This window comes from Clostridium lacusfryxellense, from assembly GCF_018861735.1.
In the GTDB taxonomy this organism is placed as follows: Bacteria; Bacillota; Clostridia; order Clostridiales; family Clostridiaceae; genus Clostridium_AD; species Clostridium_AD lacusfryxellense.
In genome coordinates, this window is sequence record NZ_JAHLEB010000040.1 from 26,394 (window position 1) to 46,615 (window position 20,222).

At 31.8% G+C, this 20,222-nt stretch carries 26 protein-coding genes; 15 read left to right on the top strand and 11 right to left on the bottom strand.

The features are described 5' to 3' along the window. Positions 1 to 173 precede the first annotated feature (173 nt). From KPL55_RS18370 to KPL55_RS18390, 5 genes are all read left to right on the top strand, one after another. Positions 174 to 1,736, top strand: coding sequence for an ABC transporter substrate-binding protein (locus KPL55_RS18370; protein WP_216308200.1), 1,563 nt, complete (start codon positions 174 to 176; stop codon positions 1,734 to 1,736). 81 nt (positions 1,737 to 1,817) lie between these two features. After that, on the top strand, positions 1,818 to 2,822 hold the full coding sequence (locus KPL55_RS18375) for an ABC transporter permease (protein WP_216308201.1): 1,005 nt from the start codon (positions 1,818 to 1,820) through the stop codon (positions 2,820 to 2,822). Between the two features lie 12 nt (positions 2,823 to 2,834). Then, positions 2,835 to 3,734, top strand: coding sequence for a nickel transporter permease (gene nikC, locus KPL55_RS18380; protein WP_216308202.1), 900 nt, complete (start codon positions 2,835 to 2,837; stop codon positions 3,732 to 3,734). Positions 3,735 to 3,747: 13 nt separating this feature from the next. Continuing rightward, positions 3,748 to 4,725, top strand: a complete 978-nt coding sequence (locus tag KPL55_RS18385) for an ABC transporter ATP-binding protein (protein WP_216308203.1) — start codon at positions 3,748 to 3,750, stop codon at positions 4,723 to 4,725. A gap of 2 nt (positions 4,726 to 4,727) precedes the next feature. Further along, positions 4,728 to 5,690 carry an ABC transporter ATP-binding protein gene (locus KPL55_RS18390; protein WP_216308204.1) on the top strand — a complete coding sequence of 321 codons (963 nt, stop codon included), beginning with the start codon at positions 4,728 to 4,730 and terminating at the stop codon, positions 5,688 to 5,690. A gap of 59 nt (positions 5,691 to 5,749) precedes the next feature. Here the strand turns inward: KPL55_RS18390 and KPL55_RS18395 are convergent, their stop codons facing one another. Further along, on the bottom strand, positions 5,750 to 7,027 hold the full coding sequence (locus tag KPL55_RS18395) for a cation:proton antiporter (RefSeq protein WP_216308205.1): 1,278 nt from the start codon (positions 7,025 to 7,027) through the stop codon (positions 5,750 to 5,752). 249 nt (positions 7,028 to 7,276) lie between these two features. Here KPL55_RS18395 and KPL55_RS18400 point away from each other — a divergent pair, with 249 nt between their 5' ends. The 3 genes from KPL55_RS18400 to KPL55_RS18410 all read left to right on the top strand — a co-directional run bounded on the left by KPL55_RS18400 (position 7,277) and on the right by KPL55_RS18410 (position 9,496). Further along, entirely contained in the window at positions 7,277 to 7,930 is a 654-nt protein-coding gene (locus KPL55_RS18400; RefSeq protein WP_216308206.1) for a pentapeptide repeat-containing protein, read from the top strand. 289 nt (positions 7,931 to 8,219) lie between these two features. Beyond that, entirely contained in the window at positions 8,220 to 9,020 is an 801-nt protein-coding gene (gene spo0A / locus KPL55_RS18405) for a sporulation transcription factor Spo0A (protein ID WP_216308207.1), read from the top strand. Next, the gene (locus KPL55_RS18410; protein ID WP_216308228.1) at positions 8,981 to 9,496 is read left to right on the top strand and encodes a DUF2207 domain-containing protein; all 516 of its coding nucleotides are present in this window, start codon (positions 8,981 to 8,983) and stop codon (positions 9,494 to 9,496) included. Before spo0A ends, KPL55_RS18410 begins: the two co-directional genes overlap by 40 nt. On the opposite strand, the gene KPL55_RS26800 is transcribed toward KPL55_RS18410, so the two are convergent. Beyond that, positions 9,422 to 9,649, bottom strand: a complete 228-nt coding sequence (locus KPL55_RS26800; RefSeq protein WP_216308208.1) for a DUF2207 domain-containing protein — start codon at positions 9,647 to 9,649, stop codon at positions 9,422 to 9,424. The genes KPL55_RS18410 and KPL55_RS26800 overlap by 75 nt on opposite strands. A gap of 50 nt (positions 9,650 to 9,699) precedes the next feature. Beyond that, on the bottom strand, positions 9,700 to 9,840 hold the full coding sequence (locus tag KPL55_RS18420) for a hypothetical protein (protein WP_216308209.1): 141 nt from the start codon (positions 9,838 to 9,840) through the stop codon (positions 9,700 to 9,702). Positions 9,841 to 9,938: 98 nt separating this feature from the next. Here KPL55_RS18420 and KPL55_RS18425 point away from each other — a divergent pair, with 98 nt between their 5' ends. Then, positions 9,939 to 10,265, top strand: a complete 327-nt coding sequence (locus tag KPL55_RS18425; RefSeq protein ID WP_312887338.1) for an SRPBCC domain-containing protein — start codon at positions 9,939 to 9,941, stop codon at positions 10,263 to 10,265. A gap of 137 nt (positions 10,266 to 10,402) precedes the next feature. On the opposite strand, the gene bcp is transcribed toward KPL55_RS18425, so the two are convergent. Next, entirely contained in the window at positions 10,403 to 10,861 is a 459-nt protein-coding gene (bcp, locus tag KPL55_RS18430; RefSeq protein WP_216308211.1) for a thioredoxin-dependent thiol peroxidase, read from the bottom strand. A 138-nt stretch (positions 10,862 to 10,999) separates the two neighbouring features. Between bcp and KPL55_RS18435 the strand changes: the two genes are divergently transcribed. From KPL55_RS18435 to KPL55_RS18445, 3 genes are all read left to right on the top strand, one after another. Then, complete coding sequence (locus KPL55_RS18435) at positions 11,000 to 11,179, top strand: hypothetical protein (RefSeq protein WP_216308212.1); 180 nt, start codon at positions 11,000 to 11,002, stop codon at positions 11,177 to 11,179. Positions 11,180 to 11,430: 251 nt separating this feature from the next. Then, positions 11,431 to 11,925, top strand: a complete 495-nt coding sequence (locus KPL55_RS18440; RefSeq protein WP_216308213.1) for a DUF2975 domain-containing protein — start codon at positions 11,431 to 11,433, stop codon at positions 11,923 to 11,925. 36 nt (positions 11,926 to 11,961) lie between these two features. Then, positions 11,962 to 12,171: a helix-turn-helix domain-containing protein gene (locus KPL55_RS18445; RefSeq protein WP_216308214.1), complete on the top strand. Its 210-nt coding sequence runs from the start codon at positions 11,962 to 11,964 to the stop codon at positions 12,169 to 12,171. 268 nt (positions 12,172 to 12,439) lie between these two features. Here the strand turns inward: KPL55_RS18445 and KPL55_RS18450 are convergent, their stop codons facing one another. The 6 genes from KPL55_RS18450 to KPL55_RS18475 form a co-directional block, all read right to left on the bottom strand. Next, entirely contained in the window at positions 12,440 to 12,583 is a 144-nt protein-coding gene (locus tag KPL55_RS18450) for a FeoB-associated Cys-rich membrane protein (RefSeq protein ID WP_216308215.1), read from the bottom strand. Further along, positions 12,583 to 14,529 (bottom strand): ferrous iron transport protein B, encoded by a 1,947-nt coding sequence (feoB, locus tag KPL55_RS18455; RefSeq protein WP_216308216.1) that lies wholly within the window; start codon positions 14,527 to 14,529, stop codon positions 12,583 to 12,585. The genes KPL55_RS18450 and feoB overlap by 1 nt, the downstream gene beginning before the upstream one ends. A gap of 141 nt (positions 14,530 to 14,670) precedes the next feature. After that, positions 14,671 to 14,886, bottom strand: a complete 216-nt coding sequence (locus KPL55_RS18460) for a FeoA family protein (protein ID WP_216308217.1) — start codon at positions 14,884 to 14,886, stop codon at positions 14,671 to 14,673. A 195-nt stretch (positions 14,887 to 15,081) separates the two neighbouring features. Beyond that, the gene (locus KPL55_RS18465) at positions 15,082 to 15,237 is read right to left on the bottom strand and encodes a carboxymuconolactone decarboxylase family protein (protein WP_216308218.1); all 156 of its coding nucleotides are present in this window, start codon (positions 15,235 to 15,237) and stop codon (positions 15,082 to 15,084) included. Positions 15,238 to 15,327: 90 nt separating this feature from the next. Beyond that, complete coding sequence (locus KPL55_RS18470; protein ID WP_216308219.1) at positions 15,328 to 16,404, bottom strand: bifunctional 3-deoxy-7-phosphoheptulonate synthase/chorismate mutase; 1,077 nt, start codon at positions 16,402 to 16,404, stop codon at positions 15,328 to 15,330. Positions 16,405 to 16,452: 48 nt separating this feature from the next. After that, positions 16,453 to 16,803 (bottom strand): 4'-phosphopantetheinyl transferase family protein, encoded by a 351-nt coding sequence (locus KPL55_RS18475; RefSeq protein ID WP_216308220.1) that lies wholly within the window; start codon positions 16,801 to 16,803, stop codon positions 16,453 to 16,455. 92 nt (positions 16,804 to 16,895) lie between these two features. Here KPL55_RS18475 and KPL55_RS18480 point away from each other — a divergent pair, with 92 nt between their 5' ends. Continuing rightward, entirely contained in the window at positions 16,896 to 17,270 is a 375-nt protein-coding gene (locus KPL55_RS18480) for an iron chelate uptake ABC transporter family permease subunit (RefSeq protein ID WP_216308221.1), read from the top strand. Positions 17,271 to 17,296: 26 nt separating this feature from the next. Beyond that, positions 17,297 to 17,503, top strand: coding sequence for an ATP-binding cassette domain-containing protein (locus KPL55_RS18485; RefSeq protein WP_216308222.1), 207 nt, complete (start codon positions 17,297 to 17,299; stop codon positions 17,501 to 17,503). A gap of 58 nt (positions 17,504 to 17,561) precedes the next feature. Here the strand turns inward: KPL55_RS18485 and KPL55_RS18490 are convergent, their stop codons facing one another. Next, positions 17,562 to 19,007: a DEAD/DEAH box helicase gene (locus tag KPL55_RS18490; protein WP_216308223.1), complete on the bottom strand. Its 1,446-nt coding sequence runs from the start codon at positions 19,005 to 19,007 to the stop codon at positions 17,562 to 17,564. Positions 19,008 to 19,199: 192 nt separating this feature from the next. On the opposite strand from KPL55_RS18490, the gene sigG reads away from it, so the two are divergent. Continuing rightward, on the top strand, positions 19,200 to 19,973 hold the full coding sequence (sigG, locus tag KPL55_RS18495; protein WP_216308224.1) for an RNA polymerase sporulation sigma factor SigG: 774 nt from the start codon (positions 19,200 to 19,202) through the stop codon (positions 19,971 to 19,973). Positions 19,974 to 20,222 lie beyond the last annotated feature (249 nt).

Consider the following 20,222-nt stretch of genomic DNA (forward strand, 5'->3'; position numbering starts at 1 on the left):
GACTCAATAAACAATTAATTGAAACTTTTAAAATAAAACTTGCATTTTTAAAACTATGATGATAAAATAACTAAATAAATACGTAATGCTTTAAAGTTTATTGTGGTTAAAAATATGAAATATATAGAAAAGAAAACTAAGAAAGTTAGACAATTCGGGGGGGCAAATAAATTATGAAAAGAAAATATCTTGCTATTATGCTGACGGGAGTACTTGTACTAAGTGTGGCACTAACAGGTTGCGCAGGCGGTTCAAAAACAACAAAAACAGCAACACCAAAAACGTTAATTTTTTCTCAAGGAGCGGATCCTAGAGGTCTTGACCCAGCTTATGTAGATGATGGTGAATCAGCAAAAGTTATGTGTAATATTTATGAAGGACTAGTTAAATACAAAGATGGATCAACAGAAATAGCGCCGAGTCTTGCTACAGATTGGAAAATTAGTGATGATGGAAAAGAATATACCTTCAATTTAAGAAAGGACGTTAAGTTCCAAGACGGAACTCCTTTTAATGCAGATGCTGTTGTATTTAATGTAGAAAGACAGATTGCTCCAAAGGCTACAGAGGATATGCCATATGCATCCTTTACTTATGGACCAGTTGTTAAAATTGAAAAAGTAAGTGATTTATCAGTTAAATTTACATTAAAAAGCAAGTATACACCATTTCTTGCGAATCTTGCAATGACACTGGCTGCTCCAGTTTTAAGCCCAACAGCAATTGAAAAATACAAAGGTAAACTAATGGAGAATCCAGTTGGAACAGGTCCATATACGTTTGTATCTTGGGATAAAAATCAATCATTGAAGCTTAAAAAATATGATGGATACTGGGGTAGTAAACCAAAGGCTGATAACGTAGTATTTAAGTTTACTAAGGAAAATTCAGTTCGTGCCAGTGATTTAATGACAGGTGGAACAGATATAATTGATGGAGTAGATCCTAATGATATTGCAAAATTAGAATCTAGTAAGATGAAAATATATAAATCAGATGGAATGAATATTAATTATATGGCATTTAATTGTGCAAGAGCACCATTTAATGATCCTAAACTTCGCGAGGCTATATCTCATGCTATAAATCGTGATGAATTAATTAAATATTTATATCAAGGATATGCAAGTGTAGCAAACAGCCCACTTCCATCTTTTATACCTGGTTATGACAAGGATGTACAACCATATAACTATGATGTAGAAAAAGCAAAACAATTGCTTAAAGAAGTTGGTAAATCAGATTTAAAGGTTAAGATTATTACTTATTCAAATCCAAGACCTTATAATTCAGTTGGCGGACAAAAACTTGCAGAATCAGTGCAAAATTATTTAGCAAAAATTGGTGTAACTGCAACAATTGACTCTTATAATTGGACTGATTATAAAACAAAGGTTGCTAATGGAGAAGGAGATATATTCTTCTATGGTTGGACTGGTGATAATGGGGATGCAGATAATTTCCTTTCACTATTCGATTCACATGAAATTAAATCTACTTTGAATTCAGCTAAATATTCAAATCCAGCAGTTGATGCGCTACTTGTAAAAGGTAGAGAATTAGCAAATGGAGAAGAACGAAATAAAGTTTATAAAGATCTTCAAGAGATAGTTTCAAAGGATGCAGCATGGCTTCCACTATCTCATTCACAAGTTCTTGCTGCATATTCACCTAAGGTTACTGGTTTTTCAGTTCATCCAACAGGATCAGTATTCTTTGAAGGGGTAGATAAATAATTTTATTTTAGAAGTGTTTTTAGGTGGAACATCGCATTAAGCGATTTTCCACTTTTTTAAGATTTAGGAAGGAGGGTAACTATGGTTAAATATATTATTAAACGACTGCTTTTACTTATACCAGTTATTATTGGAGTATCAATACTTGTATTTTTAGTAATGCACATGTTTACTACGGACCCAGCTGCCACAATTCTTGGGCAGCACGCAAAGCAAGATCAGATTGCAGCACTAAGGGAACAACTTGGACTTAATAAACCTATTTATGTTCAGTACTGGGATTTTTTAAGAGGATTATCTCATGGGGATTTGGGGAATTCACTTATGACAAAAACACCAGTATGGGATGAAATAATGGCTCGTTTTCCAGCTACGATTGAGCTTGCATTAGCTGCGGTTATATTTGCTTCTATTTTTGGGGTATTTATGGGGGTTATTTCTGCAATAAAACAAAACTCAATTATTGATTATATATGTATGGTAATATCTTTACTTGGAGTATCTATGCCTATATTTTGGTTAGGTTTAATTTTTATATTAGTTTTTGCAGTGCAACTTCAGTGGTTGCCAGTATCGGGTAGAATAGATATAGGTCTTGAACCAATTAAAATTACAGGACTATACTTAATAGATTCTCTAGTTACAGGTAATATGCCTGCATTTTATAGCACTGTAAGACATCTAATTATGCCAGCAGTAGCCCTTGGGTCAGCATCTACTGCTATTATCGCAAGAATGACTAGGTCTACAATGCTTGAGGTTGTGAGGCAGGATTATATAAGGACTGCTAGGGCAAAGGGGTTATTAGAAAGACCAATTATTTTTGGACATGCACTAAAAAATGCACTAATTCCAATTATAACAGTAATAGGACTTCAACTGGGTACATTACTTGGTGGAGCAGTACTAACAGAAACTGTATTTTCATGGCCAGGCGTTGGTAAATACGTAGTAGAGGCAATTTTAGTAACAGATTATCCAGTGGTTCAAGGTACTGTTATGATGATGGCAGTTATATTTGTGCTTGTTAACTTGATCGTAGATATAATTTATGCAGTTATAGATCCAAGAATTAAATATTCTTAAGGGAGTGAAATAATGACAAATAAAAAATTAGATGAAAATGATGAAGTTAAATTGCAAAAAGCTCCTAAGGAAGAATCTAAACTTGGAAACGCATGGTATATGCTTAAGAAAAATAAAGCAGCACTAGTAGGACTTATAATAATAATAGTTCTTTTGATAGTCGCTATTTTTGGACCATTACTTATGCCTTATAATGCGAATATAGGAGAACTATCACAAAGCCTTCAAAAACCTTCTATTGCCCATTGGTTTGGAACTGATGAGCAGGGGCGCGATATTCTAAGTAGGATAATAGATGGTACTAAGATTTCTTTAAGGGTTGGTATTACAGCTGTTGCAGTAGCTTTGTCTATAGGTATTGTTGTAGGATCTCTAGCAGGGTATTACGGTGGTAAAGTAGATATGTTAATAATGAGATTTATGGATATCATGCTTGCCTTTCCATCATTATTACTGGCAATTGCTTTTATGAGTGTGCTAGGAAAAGGTATTGACAACGCAATAATTGCAATAAGTATTGTTACAATTCCTGAATACGCTAGAATTGTTAGAGGGTCTATATTGTCAATTAAAGATAGTGAATATGTCCAAGCAGCAAGAGTTATTGGAAATAGTGATGCGGCTATAATATTTAAACATATACTGCCTAACGTAATTTCTCCGATAATAGTTCGTGCGACTCTAGGAGTATCAAATGCTATTTTAGATACTGCTGCTCTCGGGTTTTTAGGACTTGGAGTACAGCCTCCACAAGCGGAATGGGGAAGTATGCTGGGAGCTGGACGTGGATATTTTTATAATGCTCCTCATATAATTCTTTTTCCGGGTATTGCTATAACTATAACTGTACTTGCTTTCAATCTATTTGGTGATGGACTACGCGATGCACTAGATCCAAAACTTCATCAATAAGGGGGATAACATAATGTTATTAGAAGTTAAAAATTTACAAACTCAGTTTAGGGTTAAGGGCGGATTAGTTAATGCTGTAGATGGTGTGGATTTTGAAGTAGAGAAAGGTGAGATACTCGCTATTGTTGGTGAGTCTGGTAGTGGTAAAAGCGTAACTTCACTTTCAGTTTTAAGCCTTATACCGAGTCCTCCTGGGAAAATTATAGGCGGTGAAATTCTATTTAAAGGTGAAGATTTGTTAAAGAAAAGTAAGAAGGAAATGCAAGATATAAGAGGGGATAAAATATCAATGATATTTCAAGAACCTATGACGTCTTTAAATCCTGTGGTTACTATAGGAAAACAAATAGCAGAAACTATAACTCGTCATAAAAATCTGAAAAAGAAAGAAGCTACTGCTGAGGCAGTTAAGATGCTTGAATTAGTAGGAATTCCAACTCCAGAGAAAAGAATAAACGATTATCCTCATCAATTAAGTGGTGGTATGAGGCAAAGAGTAATGATTGCTATAGCACTTTCTTGTAATCCAGAATTACTTATTGCGGATGAGCCTACAACTGCCCTTGATGTTACTATACAAGCTCAAATATTGGAACTACTTATAAGTCTAAAAAATAAATTTAATACTGCGATTCTTTTAATTACCCATGATCTTGGTGTAGTCGCAGAAACAGCAGATAAGGTTGTAGTAATGTATTGTGGTAAGATAGTTGAAAAAGCAACTTCACTTGAACTTTTCAAAAAGCCACTACATCCTTATACTGAGGGATTACTTCTTTCAATACCTAAGGTGGATGAAAAAGTAGATCAATTATTTATGATTCCAGGAATGGTACCAAACCCCTTAAATATGCCAAAGGGATGTGCATTTAGTGACAGGTGTAGTAAATGTATGGATGTATGCATACAAAAACAGCCAGAACTTGTTGACTACGAGGGTAGAAAAGTTCGTTGTTTTCTATACAATGATAAACAGGAAGGACAGGTGTAGATATGGAGCCATTATTACAAGTTAAAGATTTAAAAAAGTATTTTCCTGTACAATCCGGTATATTTGGTAAAACAACAGATTTTGTTAAGGCTGTTGATGGTGTATCATTTAATATTTATAAGGGTGAAACTTTAGGATTAGTTGGAGAATCTGGTTGTGGTAAATCAACTACCGGTAGAATGCTTGTTAATTTGTTAGCGCCAACATCTGGTCAAGTAATCTTTGAGGGAAGAGATGTAGCTAAATTATCAAAAAAAGAGCAAAAGAGTATGAGAAAAAACATACAAATTATATTTCAAGACCCTTACTCTTCTCTTAATCCAAGGATGAGCATTGGAGATATAATAGCGGAGCCTATGAAGGTGAATAAAACAGAAAGAAAAGAAGATATAGAAAAAAGGGTTCTTTCACTTTTAAATTGTGTAGGGCTTGCTAGTTTTCATAGAAATAGATATCCACACGAATTTAGTGGTGGTCAAAGACAAAGGGTAGGTATTGCTAGAGCCCTTTCTTTAAACCCTAAGCTTATAGTTTGTGATGAAGCAGTATCAGCATTAGATGTGTCTATACAGGCCCAGGTATTAAATTTGCTTCATGATTTGCAAAAGGAATTTGATTTAACATATCTATTCATTGCACATGGACTAAACGTAGTTAAACATGTAAGTACGAGAGTTGGTGTAATGTATTTAGGGAAGATGGTTGAACTTGCGGATGGAGATTTACTTTATCGTGAACCTAGACACCCATATTCACAAGCACTATTATCAGCTATCCCAATTCCAGATCCAACTAAAAAGAAAAATAGAATCATACTAACAGGAGATGTACCTAGTCCAATTAATCCACCTTCGGGATGCAGTTTTCATACTAGATGTTTTAAGTGTACAGAGATTTGTAGCAAAGAGGAACCAAAATTTGAAGATTTAGGTGGAGGACATCGAGTAGCTTGTTGGAATTTGTAATGTTATATAAATTTAAAAATGCCCAGTACTGTATAAAAACAATACTGGGCATTTTTAAATTAATTTGCAGAGACTTCATCTTTTACCGTAATTATATTTTCTTTAATTACAGCTTCTTCAAGTTTCAGAAGTTTTGCAACATATTTGGCAGTACTTGCTTGAAAAGTTAAAGTTATGATTATTGCCATAAAGGTAACAGCTGAAATTATTGGTGCATTATTAATTTTTAAACTTATAATCATGCCTGCGAGTGCCGCTGGTATAACACCAGTTTCGCGAGTCCACATAAGGTACAATAACTCATTTAATTTCCATTCAGCTTTTTTATCAAACATCACCGAAATAAATACGGAAACTGGTCTAGCTATAAACATAAATAATAAAATAATAATTAAAGCTTGTACCCAATATTGTCCTAATAAAACAAAGTCAATTTGTGTTCCTAAAGTAATAAATATCATAATTCTGAGTAAAGAAATAAATGTATCTTTAAAGTTAACATGTAAACTTAAATTTTCTTTAGCCATCTTAAGATTAAATATCTGCTTATTTCCACAAACCATTCCTACCATAAAAGTAGCCATAAAACCACTAAACCCTAAACGCTCTGCTAGAACATATGCGCCTAAAATAGAGGCAATTGCAACTTCAGCAGAATGGCCTTGTAAGAAATTATATTTTTTATCTGAAAGTAGAACAGTAATTGAATAGCCAACTAATAATCCAATTAAGATACCACCACCAGCTGTTGTTATAAGTTTTATAACGCTGTTGCCTAGACTGAAATTTCCACCTTGAATTATTCCTATTATTGCAAAAGTTATAATAGCACCTGCAGCATCATTAAATGCTGATTCAGAAATTATTGTTTGCTTTACCTTATTGCTTATATTTATTGTTTTAAACAAAGGAACTAGTACAGAAGGATCTGTTGATGCAATAACTGATCCTAATAATAGTGCAGACATAAAATCTATATTTAGTATTTTATATGCAAAGAAAGCAGTTATGAAAGAGGATACTAAAACACCAACTGTAGATAATGTGAATACCGATGTTTTTACCTTATTTAAAACATGTAATTGTACTTCTCGCCCACCATCATACAAAATATATGCGGCACCAAATGTAAGTATCAAATGATTGCCAGTAGTGTATTGATCAAAATTTAAAATATTAAGAAATGAAGGCCCTAAAAATATTCCTGCGAAAATAAATAATACAACGTCTGGAATCGGAATATGTTGGATTATCTTCACACAAATAACTCCCGTAAATATTAAAATTGCTAGTAGTGTCATTAAATTCTCTGTTACATTTGCTGCATTTCCACTCATATTAACCTCCATGATCTAATTGTTTAGTATATTTTCCAAGACTAAGTATATCATTTTACATTATAAATCATCAAACGATATATTTAGTCATTAGACTTAACCTAAGGACATACTATTTAATGTAAAGCTTTGAATGCATGTAATGTATAACTTTAAACTATTTTCAACATGCATTTATTTATTAAAGAATGTTATAATTATATTAGTAATTAAAGGTTATTTCTTTTAAAGATAAATGGAGGTAAATACATGGAAGACAAGAAGATAAAAACAAAGATCGCACGACCTAAATTCGATAGTGATTTAGATGTCATAGAGCTAGCTAAAGAAAATATTGAGGATGAAAGCATATTTTCTTATGGAACGGTTAGCGAATGTTCATTAGAAAACCATGAAGCAGATAGAGTGAATTTTAAACAAGTGATATTTAAAAAGGTTATTTTTAATAAAATAACTTTTAGGCGTATAGAAATGACGGATGTGAGATTTGAAAATTGTGATTTGTCAAATGTGGATTTTAATGAGGCGTCATTACATAGGGTAGAATTTGTGAATTGTAAAATCATTGGCGTTAATTTAAGTGAAAGCACGTTTAGAGAAGTTATTTTTGAAAATTGTATTGGTGAATTTGCTTTTTTTAGTTATTCAAATTGTAAGCAAGTTGCATTTATAGAGTGTCAATTACGTTCTTCAGATTTTCAAAATTCAAAATTTTTAAAGGTTGAATTTCGTGAATCTAATCTTACTCAGGCCCAGATGAATTTTACAAATCTTAAGGGAGTAGATTTTACAAGTTGTGATATCGAAGGTATGGGAATAAATATAGCCGATATAAGGGGTGCAAGAGTTACTACAATTCAAGCAATTTCTATTTCATCCATACTAGGTCTTATTATTAAATAAAAGTAACTTGCTAATTGAAGTGTATGGAGATTTTTAATAGAATAAGAAAAGATATAAAGAGAAGTTTAGCAATTAATTGTTATGCTTCTTTTTTATATCTTGAAAAAGTTTTTCTGCATTTAATAATCTCTAAATGTCGAAATAAGAAGTAAATTGGAATGAAATTACCTCTAAAATTACTTATTTGTACAAAATTTCAAATTATTTATTCAGAATAAAAGGATTTTACAATAATTTGTCGAATATATATAATATTGTATGAAAATAAAACATAAAGGGGACTAAAAATATGGATGTGCCAAAAGTTAACATAGTCATTGCTGATGACAACAAGGAGTTCTGTAATATTCTTTATGAATATCTATTAATGCAACGAGATATGGTTGTTACTGGTATCGCGGAGAATGGATTAGAGGCATTAAAATTAATTGGAGAAAAGAAACCTGATTTAATAGTACTTGATATAATTATGCCTATGCTAGATGGGTTGGGTGTACTAGAGGGTTTAAATGCTATGGAGTTAGAGCCAAAACCTCGAGTAATAGTTTTATCAGCGGTTGGCCAAGATAAAATAACGCAAAGAGCTCTATCGTTAGGAGCAGATTATTATGTTCTGAAACCTTTTAATATGGAACAATTTATAAGAACAATTAGACAAGTGGCAAATCATAATATATATGGTTGTGAGGTAAAGAAAGAAATAATTTACTTGGAAAATACTGAAAGTGAAGTAGCTAAAAGCGAGCCAATGGATATGTTCATTCAAATAACAGATATTATTCACCAGATTGGAATCCCTGCTAATTTAAAAGGTTATATGTATATAAGAGAGGCAATAAATATGCTAGTATTCGATATTGACCTTTTATCATCAGTTACAAAGGGATTATATCCATTAATAAGCGAGAAATTTAATACTACCGCTAGTAGGGTAGAGAGAGCGATAAGACATGCAATAGAGGTTACGTGGACTAGTGGACAGGTAGAATATATTAATAATATTTTTGGGTATACTACTTGCAATGAAAAAGGAAAACCTACTAATTCAGAATTCATGGCTATGGTGATTTTTCACTTACAAAAGGCTTAAAAGACAAAAAAGTTTATGTATTAGAAAACAATACTTTAAAAGAACTCACATTAAATTCTGGTAATTCTCTTGATGATTCAGGTGATCCAGGTACTTATAACTATGAAGCGGAAGATAATTTAGGAAGACTTAAAATTTTCGAATCATCAAAAAATGAAGAAAAAACTTTTGTTATAAAGTATAAATTAATGGATATCGTTACAAAATACACGGACGTTGCAGCATTTAACAGGAAGGTAGTTGACACTTATTGGCAAACTAGATTGGATAACATAAAAATAAAAATAACACTTCCTAGCGGTGCTACAAAAGAAGAGTTAAAAGTTTTTGCTCATGGTCCACTTGAAGGCGAATCTTCCATATTAGATAATAGTAATGTAGAATTTAAGGTTCCATCTGTGTCACAGTACATCTCTAGTAATCCCGTTAAACTTACCATCAAAATTATAAGTAAGCCGCTCTTCAAAGTTAGCTGAACCATCATTATTTACCAATATATTAATATCATATCCAGATAAATTATAGGTTTTAGTATCTGATGCATACACCTTTTGCCCTAATGTAGTTAGAGTAAAAAGAATAATTATTAAAAATATTCTAGTGAAAATTATTGTGGACCTTCTTTTCATGACTTCACCTCCGTGTATTCTTATTATAAACAATACGTTGGGAATATTCACTATATTTCGTTAGCTAAGGCATCTTTTTTAAACCAAACATCATTAAGTAACATTATACCTTCGGAAATCTCATTTTCTGTCATTCCACCAAAACCAAGCATAATATATGAAATTATGTATATATAATTTTTTCTATGCAAATGATATACTATTAATAATAAAATAATAGTATATTTTCATATTAAACAAGATATAAGGAGGAATAAAATATGATCTAATAGCATCGAAATCAATTGAAATAAATACAGAGAGATCTAAAGTGTGGGATGTTTTGACAAACCCTAAATTTATCGGAGAATATCTTTATGGGACCCAAACAATAACAGATTGGAAAATTGGAAATGAAATAAAGTTTATGGGCGAGTTTAATGGGCAAAAATATTGTGACATGGGCGTGATTAAGGAAAATGTTTTACAGGAATTATTAAGTTATAGCTTTTGGTCTAGTTTTTCTGGATCAGAAAACAAACCTGAAAACTATTCCCTTATAATTTATAATCTAGTAACTATAGATTCTAAGAAAACCAAATTTACGTGGACGCAAAAGGGTCATCCAGATGAATAATCTTGCTCTCATGCAGAAAGTCAAATTGGAGAATTAATAAAAAGTATAAAAATAATTGCTGAAAAATAAATACTATAATATAAATACACTAGCATATTATATATACTACTTATGAGAGTGTATTTATATTTATATTGTTACTCTCTTAGTATTTTGAGCACTTCTTCACCATGCTGATCTGGTTTAACTTTCTCATAAGTTTTAATTATTATGCCATTTTCATCAATAATAAATGTTGAACGTACAATTCCCATAGAGGTTTTACCAAACATCTTTTTTTCTTGCCATGATCCATAAGATTCTATAACATTATGGTCAGGATCACTTAACAAGTAAAAAGGCAAATTGTGCTTTTCTTTAAATTTTTTATGTAAACTAGAACTATCCTTACTAACCCCAATGACAACAGCTCCCGCGTCCAATATGTCATCATATACATCTCTAAAACTACATGCTTCTTTCGTACAACCAGGGGTATTGTCTTTGGGATAAAAATATAGAACTACCTTTTTACCTTTAAAATCTCCTAAAGTTATAGCCTGATCTTGTTCGTTTTTTAATGTGAAATTAGGTGCCAAATCTCCTTCTTTAATCATTATTATGTCTCCTTTCGTAAAAATGAATTATTATATTTACTCTAACACATATTAAAATATTTTCAAATAATAATTTATAACAAAGTGGGTAAACTATAATATATATATGTATTATCTATATTTGAAGGGAGAATATACATGAATAAATATAATTTAGATGAAACAAAAAAAGAAAATAGTAATAAAAATAATGCCTCAAATTCTGATGTTACTAGAATGTATAATATGCCTAATATGACTAGTGGGCCTGGTGATGCTACAGAAGAAGAAAAAAATAAGTTAAAGGAACATTCAGCAGCGCATAAAGGTACTACTTAATTTCACATATTAATCGTCTTTAACATCATTGAAATTGAAGTAGTAGCCCCATATCTAGCGATATGGGGCTACTTTTGTTTTTTGGATTTGCATTCCTTAAGTTATAGTTGATTTATATAATGATTATTGATAAACAATCATTATATATTGTAAAAAGGAAAAAAAAGTGATAAAATTGTTTTAAACATGTAATATAATCTTTGATTTCAAACAATCAAATTATATAATTATAAGTTATGGAGGATATTTTTATGAAATATTATGGGAAAACTTCTTTGTCTTCTTTGTTAAAGTTAATGCTGGATAGTTTAATAGTTATAGGATTTATTGTATATTTATTAATATTGAAAAAAGCCTTGGTTTCTCAAAAGGTAAACTTACTTAACCCTAAAAATATTACTACCTGCATCCTGTTTGTCTTAGGTGGATTTGCACTTCTTTGCATAATGTATTATCTAAGATGTATTATGAATTCATTAGTTAAATCAACACCTTTTATAAATCAGAATGTTGAAAGTTTAAAAAGTGTTGCAACTTCATGTTTTATTATCTCTGGTTGTTACGTGGTTAATTTTTTTATTAATAATCAATATTTGAATTTTAAGTTAATAGAAATTGATGCTAAAGGTATACATACAGACATTGAGTTTATAATTTTCTTCTTTGCAGGTTGTTTTACATTAGTTCTTTCCAAGGTTTTTAAACAGGCGATTGAAGTTAAAGAAGAAAATGACTTTACAGTATAAATAATAGAGTTATATAAGTAAGTTGAGGTGAAAAACATGGCAATAATAGTGAATTTAGATGTAATGATGGCTAAAAGAAAGGTTTCTTTATCTGAACTAGCAATTAAAGTAGGAATTACAAATTCTAATTTATCTATATTAAAAACCAATAAAGCAAAGGCAATAAGGTTTTCAACTTTAGAGGCTATATGCAAAGCACTTCAGTGCCAACCAGGCGATATTTTAGAATACAGGGAAGAAAATTAATTAATTTATAAACTTCTTTTCATTTTAATCCTCGTGGTAATTTTATGTATTTAAGTTCTCTATAAATAGCAATGAACGATAATGATAATCATTATTAAAACTAATTGCTATTTAGAATATACCATTTAATAGTGGAATAGTCAAACCTGTATGTATATTTAAATCATAGGCATTCATTATTATAGTTTTTATTTATTCTATAGATATAAAATATAAAAAAGGTTATGCATCGTTTTTAATGATGTATAACCTTTTTTATAGACTAATATTATTTAGCTTTGTTGCATTTGCTTTTTCCAGAACAACTGCTACCACAACTGCATTTTTTATTTTTGGTATCAGTATAAACCTTCTTTGCAGCAAATATTAAAATAATAGCAAAAACTAAACCGACTATTATATTCGCAAGCATTAAACTTCAACTCCTAACTCAATACGTTTAGAATCAGCTTTTCTAATAGTAATAACAAGGTAAATTATGGCGATAATAGCTATAATTATAGCAGGCACGAACCCTACCGCTGGTGTACCATATACTATAAGTGAGCCAATTTGTGTTACGAGCATTGCTAAAATATATCCAACACTAAACTGGAAACCTAGAGCTTTAAATAACCATTTTTTTGAACCCATTTCCGAATTCATAGCTCCAATTGCCGCAAAACAAGGTGGAGTAAATAAATTAAATACAAGATATGCAAAAGCTGTCACTGGAGTGAAATAATGAGTTAATGCACCTCCAGGCAAATGTAACGCTTCTTCTGAAGTTACAGCTAAAAGCACTGCAAATGTAGCAACAATATTTTCTTTGGCAATAAAACCTGTTATTGCTGCCGCTGCAAGTTGCCATCCGACAAATCCAAGCGGAATAAAAATAGGAGAAATTACCGATCCAATTGTAGCAAGTATACTTGTACTTTGATCTGTTACGGGACTAAAACTCCAGCTATATGCCTGTGCAAACCATACTAGAGTATTACACACAAGTACAATGGTTGCAGCTTTATAAATAAAAGCTTTTGCTTTTTCAATCATTTGATTAAAAGCATACTTTAAACTAGGCAACTTATACTCTGGAAGCTCCATAATAAATTGGGAAGTGTTGTCCCATACAAAAATTTTCTTTAGTAAAAGTCCTCCAATTACAATCATTACAATTGCAATAAGATACATACTAGGTCCTACCCAAGAATTTTTTGGGAAAAATACAGCTACAAACAACGCAATAATTGGGAGCTTAGCACCACAAGGTACAAAGGGAGTAAGAATTGTAGTCATTCTCCTCTCATTTATATCTTCTATTGTTCTCGTTGCCATAACACCTGGAATTGCACAACCAGAACCTACGATCATAGGAATAATTGATTTACCAGATAGACCTATTTTTTTGAAAAATCTATCCATTACTACTGCTACTCTAGCCATATATCCACAATCTTCAAGCAGTGATAAGCAAAAGAATAATACCATAACTAAAGGTAAAAATCCTACAACAGCACCAACACCGCCAATTGCACCATCTACTATAAGTGCTTGCAATAGCGGACTAATTCCGAGTCCTCCTAAAAATCCATTTGCAGCATTTGGAATAATTTCTCCAAACACTACATCATTAAAGTATCCAGATAAAAATCCACCTAGGCCTTCAATAGAAAATGCGAATACTCCCCACATAATCAAAAGAAATATAGGTATGCCCAGCCACTTATCAGCTACAATTCTATCCACTTTATCAGATAAAGTGATTTTACTAGCATCTCTCTTCTTAACTTGACACTTAAGGACAATGCTATCTACGAATTTTTGTCTTGCAATATCAGAATCTTTTTCTTCAAAATTCGGTGCAACTTGAGGCCCATTAGCTTGTCCTAATTTAATCGCTTCAGTAATTAAATTTAATAACCCATCTTCCGATGTGGCAGTAGTTGCAACAACCTTACAATTAAGTGCTTTGCTTAAAGCACTTATATCCATTGAATCTCCTCTTTTGGATATAATATCATTTTTGTTAAGTGCAATGACTACTGGAACTCCCAGTTCAAGAAGCTGAGTTGTAAAGAATAAACTTCTACTAACGTTGGCTCCATCAACGATATTAATAATTACATCCGGAGATTCGTCTAAGATAAAGTCTCTAGTTATTGCTTCTTCACCAGTAAATGGTGAAATGGAGTATGTACCAGGAAGATCAACAATTCTAACATCGAGTCCCTTTAAATTATACTTTTTCTTAAGGTCTGCCTCTTTTTTTGATACTGTAACACCAGACCAATTGCCTACATGCTCTGCCTTTCCTGTAATCCCATTATATAGTGTTGTTTTTCCCGAATTCGGATTACCCGCTAACGCTATTCTCATTGTAAATCCCCCTTTTGAAAATTAATTTAGTAATAAAACCCATTTAGTAATAATAATCATTATCAATGCCTGAGCAAATATAATATGCTACAAATTCTAGCATATCGTGGAAATAATATAAGTACAAAAAACTAACTAAAATTATAATTCTATCTCAATAGATTTTGCCATACCTTCATCAAGTGCATATCTACTGTCTTTAATATTAACTACATAATTCCCTGCAAGCTTAGAAATAAGAGTAATCTCTTCTCCTTCAAAACATCCTAGAGTAAAAAGAAATTTTATAATCTTTTCTTTACCATCAACGTGTTTAATATTATAAGTTTGACCGATCTTTCCTTTTGATAATAACATAATACACTCACCCTACTTTATATTTTGAATACCGATTTAATTCTTACTGATATACAATATCATTTACAAATGATATTGTCAATAAAATGATAATTCGAATTAATTGAAATAGATTATTGATTCGAAGGAAAATAATTATGTTGAACCAAAAAAGACCATCTATTTCTAGATGGTATTTAGGGGGCATTTTTTATACTAGCTTGTTTTAAGATATTCCAGCTCGGAAACGTTTTTCAATATATTTAAAGCATTTATAGCATTAGGAAAACCTGCATAAACTGCGCAGTGAATAACAACTCCCATAAGTTCTTCCATTGTCATTCCGATGCTTATTGCACATTTAAAACTCATTTTCTGCTCTTTGGACCTGAGCTAATTTCATCAATATGTCATCCATCACAACGCTTATAGCGAGTCTTTTCCATTTAAAACACCTCCAAGTTAGATTCTTCTAAAGTTAGAAGATGTAAGTTCACTAAAGAAATGATCAAACTGTTTTAGGTCCATTTGCTGAGCAGAATCAGATAGTGCTACAGCTGGGTCTGGATGTACTTCTGCCATAATTCCATCTGCTCCAATTGCCATTGCAGCTTTAGCTGCAGGAAGTAGTAAGTCACGTCTACCTGTTGAATGAGTTACATCAACAAATACCGGTAAGTGTGTTTCTTGTTTTAATATTGGAACAGCAGTGATATCTAATGTATTTCTTGTGGATGTTTCATAGGTCCTAATTCCTCGTTCGCAAAGAATAATCTTACCATTTCCTTGTGACATTATATATTCTGCTGCGTATATAAATTCTTCAATAGTAGCCGATATGCCTCGTTTCAAAAGTATAGGTTTATCCATCCTTCCTGCTGCCTTTAACAAATCGTAGTTTTGCATATTTCTAGCCCCAATTTGAATAACATCAATGTAATCTGCAGCCATTTCCAGATCATTTGCGCTGATTATTTCACTAATTACAGCAAGGTCGTATTCATCTGCAACACGTTTTAGAATTTTTAAGCCTTCAACTCCCAAACCTTGAAAATCATATGGAGAAGATCGTGGCTTATAAGCTCCACCTCTTAGGATTTTGAGACCCTTTTCTTTCATCGCTTTCGCAACTATTGCAACTTGTTCGTAAGATTCTACAGCACACGGACCAAATACGAAATGTTGTTTACCATCGCCAATTTTTACACCTTTAATATCTATGATTGTGTTTTCTGGCTTATGTTTTCGAGATACAAGTAGAGTTCTGCTATGGTCATCCTTTTGAAGTTCGAGTCCCGCTTTAAATATTTCTTTGAAAACATGCTCAATGGTAGCTTTTTCAAAAGGACCATTATTATGTTCATTGATACTATTAAGCATTTCTCTTTCCCTAACAGGATCATAACGATGAACGCCTTGAGATTTCTTGGCAGTTCCTATTTCTTGAACAAGTTTTGCTCTATCATTAATTAATTTTAATAACGCCAGATTTAAGTTGTCGACCTTTGTTCTTAATTCATCTAATTCGTAATTGCTCATTATAGTACCGCCTTTTATTTAGTGTATTTTAAATTATTATTTTTATAATTAAATTCCTAAAGAACTACATATTTCATTAAAAGATAGTAAAATAGGTAACTCTTTAAATTGAGAGATATCTCCATGATTAACACAAACGCAGAGACTATAATTACTATCAATATTATACCCCTTACAAGTAAAATCACAAATTATATTTCCTGTGTGCATATAAGTTAATTTAATGTAATTGGAATGCATTTCTACATTAAATGAATCTAAAGGTATAGAAAGTCCTCTACCTTCCGCTTTGACATAACTTTCTTTTGAAGTCCATATATCATAAAAAGCAGCATTCCCATCTTCTTTCTTGCTTAGTAAATAGTGATATTCTTCATTGGTAAAAAGTCCTTTTGCCATTTATAAATCATAAGGGAGAATTTCTTCTACATCAACTCCAATTTCACTCTCCTAGGTCAAAGAACACGTCATCAATACCTACACGTTTCAAATTGAGAACTTCCATAAGGAATGCGCTATTTCACTTTGAACCAGGAAATGTAGATCATAATATTATTAGGATCTCACGTCTTCCAATAGTAATAGGAGCACTTCTTGTTGGAGTGTATCTTTCCATATCAGGAGCACTTATGCAGGGGATGACAAGAAATTATCTTGCATCCCCTTCTATTATGGGAGTGAGAGATGGTGCAGCTTTTCTTATTACACTGTGCATGGTAATAGATCCAGGCATGACATCTTATCATATGATTTTTTATTCAATGGTAGGTTCGGCACTTGGAGCTGGAATTGTATTTGGTTTTGGGTCAATGATACCGAATGGATTGTCACCAGTACACCTTGCCATATTCGGAATGAGAAATTAAATAAAGAGCAAAAAAAGACCATTGTTATGGTACTTCATGATATTAATCATGCAGCAAGGTTTTCACATGAAATAGTAGCTATGAAGAAAGGGAAAATAGTTAAGATTGGAACTCCAATTGAAGTTATTACGACAGAAGTTTTAAAAGAAGTTTTCCAAATAGATGCAAGGATTATGATAGATGACAGTAACGGAGCGCCTGTATGTTTTAGTTATGAGGCGTCTCAAAGGTAAAATAAATTATAAAAACAAAAACACATCATGGATTAAATCCTATGATGTGTTTTTGTTTTTATAATTCCACCTTACTTACTGTGCGAAGTCTGCCTTTAATAGGTCTATCTTGTAACTCATTAAAAACCAACTCACCCTTATTATTTAATATTTCTACAAATGTAGATATATCGACTATATTGATGATTCCTATATCATCCTTAGTCATTCCATCAATACTGCAAAGTGTGCCTACGATGTCCATAGCTCGCATTTTTGTTTTTTTACCTGCGTTAATATGTAATTTCAAAATTTCTTTGTCTAGCTCCGCACCTTTTGATTCTTTAACAACAGGTCTGGTATTCATTTTATCTACAAATCCTTCTTTAGCACTACTTACTATTTTGGAATCTGGAATTTCTTTTAAAAGAATATCTTTACCGATATAGCGCTCTATGTCATCTAAAAATCTAGATTCATGTTGAGTTACAAAAGTAATTGCACGGCCCATTTTGCCAATGCGGCCAGTTCTTCCTATCCTATGAACATAACTTTCCTTATCATTTGGTATATCATAATTAATAACTAGGCTAATGTTATCTATGTCAATACCTCTAGCGGCAACATCTGTAGCTACCAGATATCTAAAGTAACCCTTTTTAAAATCATTCATCACTCTTAATCTATCAGGTTGTTCCATTCCACCATGGATTTTTTTGCAAGTATAATCGAACCTTGAAAGTTGATTATAAACTGAATCTACCTTTAGCTTTGTATTACAAAAAATTATACAACTATCAGGATTTTCAACTGTTGTTATATCTTTTAAAAGATCTATTTTATCCAATTCGTGCACGTTATATCGTACTTGATATATATTGTCATCTGATTTATTTTGCTGCTCTATTTCAATATGGATTGGATTTTTCATGTAATTGTGGCATAAAGATTCTATATCTTTAGGCATTGTTGCTGACAATAACATAGTAAGTCGATCTTTATGTAAACTTCTTATTATTATTTCTATCTGATCTATAAATCCCATATTAAGCATTTCATCGGCTTCATCTATTACAAGATACTTTATATTTGATGTATCAAATGTACCTTTATCTAAATGATCTATTATTCGTCCAGGGGTACCAACTACTACATGTGTTTTTTGTTTAAGTTCTTTCTTTTGGTCATAGAAAGGGGACTGACCATAAAGTGCAGCTACCTTTAGTCTTTTAAATCTACCTATATTAAAAATATCCTCTTTGACTTGAATAGCAAGTTCTCTTGTTGGTGTAAGCACTAATGCTTGAGGCTTATTTTCTTCCCAATCAACTAATTCGCAAATAGGAATGGCATAAGCAGCAGTTTTACCACTTCCAGTTTGTGACTTTACTACTACATCCTTTTGCGCCAACACTGCTGGTATAACTTGTTTTTGAACTAAAGTGAAATCTTTAAAATTCAACAAATTAATTGCTTTTATTATCTCACTACTTAAATTATAATCGTTCTTATTTTCTTTTATCATTTGACCATCTCCTAATAACACATACTAACTTTTTTATTATATCACATAGATGAATATGACATATACGAATATAAATATGGGTCTTAGTTATGACCAAGCTTATTAAAATATTGTAGGCTTGTTCGTAGTATAAAAGACAAATTATAAGGACACAATGTTAAAGCAACAATGCTTGAAGGGAGTGATTACCTTATGATGTTCAATAAAGTAGAAATAAGTGGAGTAAATACTTCAAAACTACCAGTATTAAAAGAAAAGGAAATGAAAGAATTATTATATAGGATACAAAACGGAGAGCACGAGTGTCGCGAAAAATTTATTGAAGGAAACTTAAAATTGGTTCTAAGTGTTTTGAGGAGGTTTAATAATCGAGGAGAAAACGTAGACGATTTATTTCAAGTAGGATGCATTGGGTTAATGAAATCCATTGATAATTTTGATTTAAGTCTAAATGTTAGGTTTTCAACATATGCGGTTCCTATGATTATCGGTGAAATAAGAAGATATTTAAGAGATAATAATTCAATAAGAGTAAGTAGATCTCTGCGTGATATTGCATATAGAGCATTACAAGTAAGAGATAGGCTAGTCAATGAGAATAATAGAGAGCCTACTGTTGAGCAAATAGCTAAAGAACTAGAATTACCAAGGGAAGATGTAGTATTCGCACTAGATGCTATGCAAGAGCCTGTATCTTTATTCCAACCGATTTATCATGATGGTGGAGATGAAGTTTACGTAATGGATCAGATAAGGGACACTAAAAACTTAGATGATAGTTGGCTTGAAAACATATCAATTAAAGATGGAATGGACAAATTAAAAGATAGAGAAAAATTAATATTAAATTTAAGATTCTTCCAAGGAAGAACTCAAATGGAAGTAGCTGATGAAATAGGTATATCACAAGCACAGGTATCTAGAGTAGAAAAGAATGCATTAAAACACATGAAAAAGTATGTTTAAGGGCCCCCTAGTGGGCAATGTCATTAAGTTAACCATCTTGTGACAAATAGAATTATAGCCAATTGAAAGTATGTATGCTTTTAATTGGCCTTTTTCTTTTACAACTATTATTTTTGGGCATGCAAATAAGACAGAGATATTTCTCCGTCAAAAAATATTTTTATTAGTGATTCTTTATGCTACTCTATATAAGAAGCTAACTGACGATTTGGTTCTGACTTTGCGAGGGTCTCTTCTTCCATTTCGTAT